We start from the raw sequence: 8,717 nt of genomic DNA on the forward strand, positions 1-8,717 counted from the left end.
CTTGGCCAAGACCATTGTCTATTTACCAGGAAAATCATGTCACTGCCGGTAAACAGCTCAACTAGAATGATAAAAGCATCTAAGAAGCAGATTAAGAATATTCGGAAATATTGGGAATAAACTTTCTAATAAGGCCTAATGAACGGAGGTGCTCTTATGAAAGTCCATAAAAAAGAAATGTTCTTTTTGCTCCCCCTTTTCTTTTTCTATTTTGTCTTTTATATACTGTTACGGTATGTGCCCATGGATTCCATCTTAAGTAAGGGGCTAGTAGTTGGAAATGTTCTCATCTACTCTCCTCTGGCAACCTTGTTGGTATCCCTGCTCTATGCAGCTTTTTATGGGTTTTCTTTGCACTTTTCTTTCTTGGTTGCTCTCTTATTTTTCCTGACTATTTTCACCTTTGGGGAGTGGATTCCTCTTTATCATGCCGTCTATTTCCTATGCTCACTAGCTGGAAATGGTTTAGGGCACTTGATTTATCTATTTACTAGGAAAAATAGCAGAGCTGAAAACCAATAAAAGTTCTTGCAAATTTTTTCAATCGTGCTATAATAATTTTTAGAGACATATCACCTGCAGGAAATCTTTTAGAGAGCGCGTGGAGCTGGAAATCGCGCAGAGGATGCAGTTGGGACTACTCTACTGAATTTTATGAAAACATAAAACGGTGGCTACGTTAGAGCCAATCAGAGGTGTAGGTCTTTTTGACCTGCATAAATGAAGGTGGAACCACGTTGCGACGTCCTTTCGAGGATGTCGTTTTTTTATATGGAGAATAGTTACGACAAAGTTAAAATGAATTTAGCTAAGAGCTGAATGAGGTGATAGATTTGAAGAAATATTTATCTTGGATGATGACTTGTACCTTCCTATTAGTCTATGTTTGGCTAATGAAAACTCTTAGCCTATGGGGAACGGAAAATATTGTCGTCTTTTCATTTTTTCTACTCATTCCTCTCTTGCCATTTCTTGCTCCCTTTCTTGGTATCTTAATGTTTTTCAACAACAAGAAACTCATTATAACAGGATATCTTTTAAGTTTGACAGCTGCTATCTATTTGGTTAATGCAATCAAAAGTTATCCAATAAGGATATATATGAGGGGTGAGATGACTCAGGAGGAATATTTGTCTCTCATTCTTTCTTTGGTAGGCTATCTATTTATTTCTACGCTTTTCTTTATTTTTAGAATGAAAAAGCTAAAATGAAATTGATTGTTATCATTCTTTGTTGATAGCTGGTTTCCCAGTTCTTCAAAACTCAGTTATAAAAATATGATAAATATTTAAGGAGAAAACCATGATTAAGATTACTTTCCCAGATGGCGCTGTTCGTGAATTCGAATCTGGCGTTACTACTTTTGAAATTGCCCAATCTATCAGCAATTCCCTAGCTAAAAAAGCCTTGGCTGGTAAATTCAACGGCAAACTCATCGACACGACTCGTGCTATCACTGAAGATGGAAGCATCGAAATCGTGACACCTGATCACGAAGATGCCCTTCCAATCTTGCGTCACTCAGCTGCCCACTTGTTCGCCCAAGCAGCTCGTCGCCTTTTCCCAGACATTCACTTGGGAGTTGGTCCAGCTATCGAAGATGGTTTCTACTACGATACTGATAACACAGCTGGTCAAATCTCCAACGAAGACCTTCCTCGTATCGAAGAAGAAATGCAAAAAATCGTTAAAGAAAACTTCCCATCAATCCGTGAAGAAGTGACGAAAGACGAGGCGCGTGAAATCTTCAAGAACGACCCTTACAAGTTGGAATTGATTGAAGAACACTCTGAGGACGAAGGCGGTTTGACTATCTACCGTCAGGGGGAATACGTGGACCTTTGCCGTGGACCTCACGTCCCATCAACAGGCCGTATCCAAATCTTCCACCTTCTTCATGTAGCAGGTGCTTACTGGCGTGGAAATAGCGACAATGCCATGATGCAACGGATCTACGGTACAGCTTGGTTTGACAAGAAAGACTTGAAGAACTACCTTCAAATGCGTGAAGAAGCCAAAGAACGTGACCACCGTAAACTTGGTAAAGAGCTTGACCTCTTCATGATTTCACAAGAAGTTGGTCAAGGTTTGCCATTCTGGTTGCCAAACGGTGCGACTATCCGTCGTGAATTGGAGCGCTACATCGTCGACAAAGAATTGGCTTCTGGCTACCAACACGTTTATACTCCGCCGTTGGCTTCTGTAGAGCTTTACAAGACTTCTGGTCACTGGGATCATTACCAAGAAGATATGTTCCCAACCATGGACATGGGTGACGGGGAAGAATTTGTCCTTCGTCCAATGAATTGCCCACACCACATCCAAGTCTTTAAACACCATGTTCACTCTTACCGCGAATTGCCAATCCGTATCGCCGAAATCGGTATGATGCACCGTTACGAAAAATCTGGTGCCCTTACTGGTCTTCAACGTGTGCGTGAAATGTCTCTCAACGACGGTCACCTCTTTGTCACTCCAGAACAAATCCAAGAAGAATTCCAACGTGCCCTTCAGTTGATTATCGATGTTTATGAAGACTTCAACTTGACTGAATACCGCTTCCGTCTCTCTCTTCGTGACCCTCAAGATACTCACAAGTACTTTGATAACGATGAGATGTGGGAAAATGCCCAAACTATGCTTCGTGCAGCCCTTGATGAAATGGGTGTTGATTACTTTGAAGCTGAAGGTGAAGCAGCCTTCTACGGACCAAAATTGGATATCCAGGTTAAGACTGCCCTTGGAAAAGAAGAAACCCTCTCTACGATTCAGCTTGACTTCTTGCTTCCAGAACGCTTCGACCTTAAATACATCGGAGCTGATGGCGAAGAGCACCGCCCAGTTATGATCCACCGTGGGGTTATCTCAACTATGGAACGCTTCACAGCGATTTTGATTGAGAACTACAAGGGTGCCTTCCCAACATGGCTGGCACCACACCAAGTAACCCTCATCCCAGTTTCTAACGAGAAACATGTGGACTACGCTTGGGAAGTAGCTAAGAAGCTCCGTGACCGTGGTGTCCGTGCTGATGTGGATGAACGCAATGAAAAAATGCAGTTCAAGATCCGTGCTTCTCAAACCAGCAAGATTCCTTACCAATTGATTGTTGGGGACAAGGAAATGGAAGATGGAACAGTCAACGTTCGTCGCTACGGACAAAAAGAAACACAAACTGTTTCAGTTGATGAATTTGTAGAATCTATCCTAGCTGATATCGCCAACAAATCACGTGTGGCTAAAGAAGATTAAAATAAAAAAGGCAAATTCAATTGAGGAAGCTCCTCAATAGGCTTTGCCTTTTCATTTTTTACAATTTTGTTAAACGTAATCCTCTCTCATCTCAGTGTTTTGTCTAATCCCATGAAAAATGATATAATAGAATAAAAGGACAGGGGAGAGAGATGTTAAAGAGAGATTTACTGAGAAATATTATTATTGTGACGGTATTTATTGCCATTCTGGTGGGGCTACGCTTGTTTGTCTATACACCTTATCGTATCACCAAGCAAGATGCCAATTCTTTTTTAGCGGAAAATGATTTGGTCTTGGTGGATAAGACAGCCAAGCTTGCTCGTGGGGAATTTGCTCTCTATGAGGTCGATGGAAAAGAATATGTCGGCCGTGTCATTGCTATGGAAAATGACAAGGTGACCTATATGGATAACTTGCTGTATCTGAACGATCAGGTGCAATCAGAGCAATATATCGAAAAGATGCGAGAGAAATATCTGGCTTCAGCTGCCAGCACGGGCTATTATACCCACGATTTTTCTGTTGTTGACTTAAAAGGAGCGACTTCTGATACCATCCCTAAAAATTCTTTTTTAATCTTAAATGATCGACGAGAAAACACGAAAGATAGCCGTGAGTTTGGTCTGATCAAAAAGGAGCAGATTAAGGGAAGTGTAGAATTTCGCGTGTCTCCCTTAAACAAATTTGGTTTTATTGAAACGAAGTAGCAAAAAACTAGGCTGGAAATTCCAACCTAGTTTTCTTCTTGAGATGTTTTAAGACTTTCTTTGGTTTTCTTAAGCTCTTTTTTCAGCGAGAAGTTTTTAGACATGCTGATGAGAAAGGTTGTAATAGAGCCTAGGAGGACAGAGACCAAAATCAAAATGATTAAGGGAAGTTTAAAGCTGAAAAGGATAAAGCTAACATTGACGCTCTGCATATTTGCTAAAGAAATACTAGCAACCAATAGGATGGTAATCAATAGCAGGATATAGTGCAATTTTTCTTTCATAGCGATCTCCTAATTATTCAAATTCAGCCTTGCTCTTGATATCGCCATATTCTTCTTGAGTTTCTTGGGCTAGGATATCCTCATAAGCTGCTAGTTCAATGGCAGAGCCATACTTGTTTTTCAGAGCAGTAGTCACTAGACGATAAGCTAAGTTCGCGTTGCGGGACAAGATAGGGCCATGGAAGTAGGAGCCGAAGACATTTTTATAATGAACGCCTTCGTTGCCGTCTTCTTGGTTATTGCCGTTTCCATAAACGACCTTGCCCAGAGGTTTCTCATCGTCAGAGAGGAAGGTTCGTCCTTGGTGGTTTTCAAAGCCGTAGTAGGTCTCGTTAAATTCTTCGTTATGAATCTTAATGTCACCAATATAGCGATTCTTGACTTGGTTGAGAGTGTAGTGTCCCATGATGCCCAGACCTTCGATTCGACGGCCAGAAGCTTCGATATAGTATTGGCCTAAGAGTTGGAATCCGCCGCAAATGGCTAGCACAACGCCGTTTTCATTGATAAAGCTTTCCAAAGCTTCTTTTTTAGCTGGCAGATCACGAGCCACGATCGTTTGCTCATAGTCTTGACCTCCGCCAAAGAAGACGATGTCATAGCTATCCTTATCGAAGTCATCCTCTAGGGAGACGATATCAACCTCAACCCTAGCGCCTAGCTTTTCAGCTACATACTTGAGCATGAGGACATTGCCATTGTCGCCATAGGTGTTCATAAGGTTGCCGTAGAGATGAGCAATTTTTAAGTCATAGTGATAATCCTGGTTTTCAGGAGAAACGAGGGATCTATAAACCATTAGTTCATCTCCTTTCTGATTACTTGTCGTTCTGCTAGCAACTCGCGGAATTCCAGCATGGCGGTATAAGTAGCTAGGATATAGGCGTGTTTGGTTTCTTGCTCTTCAATCAACTTAAAGACTGCTTCCAGATCTTTGACTTCGGTAATCTGATCTGCTGGATAGCCCGTCACGCGCAGTCGACGTGCAATCTCTGAGTGGCGCACACCGCCTGCAATGACCTGAGGAATATTCATTTCTAGAATTTTCTCAAAATCTGCATCCCAGATCCAGCTAGTATCAATACCGTCCGCATAGTTGGCATTAAGCAGGACAGATAGACTAAAGTCAAAAGGTGCCAGCTCAATCATTTTCAAGGCTTGGGTGGCTCCGACCGGATTTTTGATCAAGACCAAGGTGCATTCCTTATCGCCGATTTTGAAAGTTTCCTGACGGCCAAAGACAGCCCGGCTCTTGTCAAAGCCAGCCTTGATAGTAGCCGGATCGACTCCAAAGAACTGAGCAACTGACACAGCGGCCAAGGCATTGTAGATATTGTAGAGACCACCGATATTGATCTGATAGTCTTGTCCATCAATGGTAAAGGCAGAGCGATTGTGCTCAAGTGCTTTGAGAGCGGTCAGGCTGTAGTCTAGCTTAGGGCGCTTGAAACCACAGTCCTCACAGATGTAAGCTCCGAGATTGGCATAAGTATTGAGCTCGTACTTGAGGATATGCTCGCACTTAGGACAGAGGATACCCTCGGTATTGTAGTGTGCTAGCTTAGGTTGGCTTTTCTCGGTATCAAATCCATAGTAGCGGATAGGATTTTTCAGGCTGACCGAGTTAAAGAGGGGGCTGTCGCCATTCATCAGTACAGTCGCTTCAGGCACTTTAGCTGTAGCATCCAGAATCATCTGGTAAGTTGTATAGATCTCACCATAGCGGTCCATCTGGTCACGGAAAATATTGGTAAAGACGAAGAGGCTAGGCTTGATATAATCACAAATCCGAGACAGGCTGGCTTCATCAATTTCCAGCACAGCGATATGTTTGCCAGATTTGCTTTTCTTAGCAGTCAGGAAGGTTGTCGTAATCCCCGTAATCATATTGGCACCGCTGGGATTGGTCACCACTTCTCCGAAAGCTTTCTTGAGAATGCCCACTGTCAAAGCTGTAGTCAGAGTTTTTCCGTTGGTTCCAGTAATAACCACAACTTCGTAGTTCTTGGCCAAGTTTTGCAAAATATTTTTATCAAATGTGAGGGCAACTTTCCCTGGCAGAGTCGAGCCGCGTCCCATTTTGCTGAGAACAAAGTGGGAGGACTTGCCTGCCAAGAGGCCCAATGCTGTATTTATCTTCATAAGAAATATTTTATCATAAAAAAGTAAAGAAGGTTACAGAAAAATATCCTTAAAAGTGATATAATGGTTGAGAACTGTTTGTTTTTGACTGGGAGGGCCACTATGCAATGAATTTTCAACAATTAACCAATCTCCAATACTGGGCTAATGTATTCAGTAATCCTTGGAATATTTTAATCAACATTATTGATATTGCTTTAGTTACCTGGATTTTATATCATTTTACCAAAGCAATTGCCGGAACCAAAATTATGATTCTGGTTCGGGGAGTGCTCTTCTTTATCTTGGCACAGTTTTTAGCGAATATTATTGGTTTGACGACCATTTCATGGTTGATCAATCAGGTTATTACCTACGGGGTCATTGCGGCGGTGGTGATTTTCTCGCCTGAGATTCGGACTGGTCTTGAAAAGCTGGGTAGAGCGACCGAGATTTTTTCTGTTGCTCCAGTCAGCAGTGAGGAAAAATTGATTCAAGCCTTTGTTAAGGCAGTAGCTTACATGAGTCCGCGTAAAATCGGTGCCTTGGTGGCTATTCAAGGCGCTCGAACGTTGCAGGAATACATTGCAACGGGAATCCCTCTGGATGCGGATATCTCTGGGGAATTGTTGATCAATATTTTCATTCCTAATACGCCTCTGCATGATGGGGCAGTTATTATCAAAGATAATAAGATCGCTGCCTCTTGTGCCTATTTGCCGCTTACAGAAAGCACAGGTATTTCCAAGGAATTTGGGACTCGTCACCGGGCTGCGATTGGCCTTTCAGAAGTTTCAGATGCCTTTACTTTTGTCGTGTCTGAGGAGACGGGCGGTATTTCTACGACACATAATGGAGTTTTCAAGCATGACTTGAGTTTGAGCGAGTTCGAATCACAACTTCGGGAAGTCCTCTTATCAGACAAGCATGAGAAAATGAGCCTAAAGAATCGTATCCTAGGAGGATGGAAGAATGAAACAAAGTAAAAAAATTCTCTATATTATCTCCTCCTTATTTTTTGCTTTGGTTTTGTTTATTTATGCGACGTCCAGTAGTTTTCAAAATAGTATCAGCATTCGCCAAGTGACCTCGGAAACTTACAGCAATACGATTTCTAATGTCCCGATTGATATCAAGTATGATAGTGAGCGGTACTTCATTAGCGGCTTCACTTCCGAAGCTAGCGTTGTTTTGACGGGTTCTAATAGAGTGGCTTTAAGTAGCGAAATGCAAGAGAGTACACGGAAGTTCCATGTGGTAGCGGATTTATCCAATGCATCAGAAGGAACAGTCGAAGTGCAGCTGAAAGTCGAAAATCTACCAAGCGGCCTGTCTGCTACGGTCAATCCGCAAAAAATTTCAGTCAAGATAGGTAAAAAAGCAAGCAAGAAAGTGCCAGTGAAGTATCTCATCACAGGCAGTCAGGTTGCAGAAGATATCTCTATCACAAATGTGAGCTTGGAGCACGAAGAAGTTACAGTGACAAGCGATGAAGAAACTTTGGAAAAAGTTAATCATGTCGCAGCAGTCTTACCAAGCAACGTCACTATTTCAGGAAATTATAGTGGGGCAGCTTCCTTGCAGGCCATGGATGCCAATGGGAATGTTTTGCCAAGTGTTGTGACACCGTTTGAAACAACGATGAAAGTTACGACCAAAACCACACATTCGAATTCGTCAAGCTCCAAATCGAGCTCAAGTTCGAATTCATCTAGTAAATAAATGCAAGATTTGAAAGGAAAATTTTAAAAATGGGTAAATATTTTGGAACCGATGGTGTTCGTGGAGAAGCTAATGTGGAATTAACGCCGGAATTGGCCTTTAAACTGGGCCGTTTTGGTGGATATGTTCTGAGCCAACACGAAAGTGAAGTTCCTCGAGTGTTTGTTGGCCGTGATACACGTATTTCGGGAGAAATGCTGGAGAGTGCCTTGATTGCAGGTCTGCTTTCTGTGGGGATCCACGTCTACAAACTTGGTGTGATTGCTACTCCAGGTGTTGCTTACTTGGTTAAATCCGAAAAAGCTAGTGCGGGTGTCATGATTTCGGCTAGCCATAATCCTGCTCTTGATAACGGTATCAAATTCTTTGGTGGCGATGGTTATAAACTGGATGATGAACGCGAACTTGAAATCGAAGCTTTGCTGGACGCAGCAGAAGATACCCTTCCACGTCCAAGTGCAGAAGGCTTAGGAAAAGTCATGATTTATCCAGAAGGCCTGCGTAAGTACCAACAATATCTTGTTTCAACTGGTTTAGATCTTGAAGGAATGCACGTTGCCCTTGATACAGCAAATGGCGCTGCTTCAACTAGCGCCCGTCAAATTTTTGCTGATTTGGGTGCCCAGCT

General features: G+C 42.4%; 10 protein-coding genes and 1 pseudogene. 8 read left to right on the plus strand and 3 right to left on the minus strand.

The features are described 5' to 3' along the window. Positions 1-156 precede the first annotated feature (156 nt). The 5 genes and pseudogenes from SCRDD08_RS11640 to lepB all read left to right on the plus strand — a co-directional run bounded on the left by SCRDD08_RS11640 (position 157) and on the right by lepB (position 3,962). A complete protein-coding gene (locus SCRDD08_RS11640) occupies positions 157-522 on the plus strand; it encodes a hypothetical protein (RefSeq protein WP_061422589.1) in 366 nt (121 codons plus the stop codon). Between the two features lie 136 nt (positions 523-658). Then, positions 659-782, plus strand: a pseudogene (locus SCRDD08_RS11845) (AAA family ATPase); the annotation flags it as partial. 72 nt (positions 783-854) lie between these two features. Then, on the plus strand, positions 855-1,211 hold the full coding sequence (locus tag SCRDD08_RS04340; RefSeq protein WP_048763674.1) for a hypothetical protein: 357 nt from the start codon (positions 855-857) through the stop codon (positions 1,209-1,211). A gap of 91 nt (positions 1,212-1,302) precedes the next feature. Further along, complete coding sequence (gene thrS, locus SCRDD08_RS04345; protein ID WP_061422590.1) at positions 1,303-3,252, plus strand: threonine--tRNA ligase; 1,950 nt, start codon at positions 1,303-1,305, stop codon at positions 3,250-3,252. 152 nt (positions 3,253-3,404) lie between these two features. After that, positions 3,405-3,962 carry a signal peptidase I gene (gene lepB / locus SCRDD08_RS04350; RefSeq protein WP_061422591.1) on the plus strand — a complete coding sequence of 186 codons (558 nt, stop codon included), beginning with the start codon at positions 3,405-3,407 and terminating at the stop codon, positions 3,960-3,962. Positions 3,963-3,988: 26 nt separating this feature from the next. Here the strand turns inward: lepB and SCRDD08_RS04355 are convergent, their stop codons facing one another. Genes SCRDD08_RS04355 through murT form a run of 3 tightly spaced genes read right to left on the minus strand, consistent with a single transcriptional unit; the run spans position 3,989 to position 6,388 of the window. Beyond that, positions 3,989-4,246: a LapA family protein gene (locus SCRDD08_RS04355; RefSeq protein ID WP_061422592.1), complete on the minus strand. Its 258-nt coding sequence runs from the start codon at positions 4,244-4,246 to the stop codon at positions 3,989-3,991. Positions 4,247-4,259: 13 nt separating this feature from the next. Then, positions 4,260-5,045, minus strand: a complete 786-nt coding sequence (gene gatD, locus SCRDD08_RS04360; RefSeq protein WP_061422593.1) for a lipid II isoglutaminyl synthase subunit GatD — start codon at positions 5,043-5,045, stop codon at positions 4,260-4,262. Further along, the gene (gene murT / locus SCRDD08_RS04365; protein WP_061422594.1) at positions 5,045-6,388 is read right to left on the minus strand and encodes a lipid II isoglutaminyl synthase subunit MurT; all 1,344 of its coding nucleotides are present in this window, start codon (positions 6,386-6,388) and stop codon (positions 5,045-5,047) included. Before murT ends, gatD begins: the two co-directional genes overlap by 1 nt. 107 nt (positions 6,389-6,495) lie before the next feature. Between murT and cdaA the strand changes: the two genes are divergently transcribed. From cdaA to SCRDD08_RS11850, 3 genes are all read left to right on the plus strand, one after another. Then, positions 6,496-7,353: a diadenylate cyclase CdaA gene (cdaA, locus tag SCRDD08_RS04370; RefSeq protein ID WP_061422595.1), complete on the plus strand. Its 858-nt coding sequence runs from the start codon at positions 6,496-6,498 to the stop codon at positions 7,351-7,353. After that, on the plus strand, positions 7,340-8,089 hold the full coding sequence (locus tag SCRDD08_RS04375; RefSeq protein ID WP_048763687.1) for a CdaR family protein: 750 nt from the start codon (positions 7,340-7,342) through the stop codon (positions 8,087-8,089). Before cdaA ends, SCRDD08_RS04375 begins: the two co-directional genes overlap by 14 nt. 29 nt (positions 8,090-8,118) lie before the next feature. After that, positions 8,119-8,717 (plus strand): phosphohexomutase domain-containing protein (locus tag SCRDD08_RS11850; RefSeq protein ID WP_462217692.1); only part of this gene is annotated, 599 nt, incomplete at its 3' end.

Source organism: Streptococcus cristatus (assembly GCF_001578775.1).
Lineage (GTDB): Bacteria > Bacillota > Bacilli > Lactobacillales > Streptococcaceae > Streptococcus > Streptococcus cristatus_A.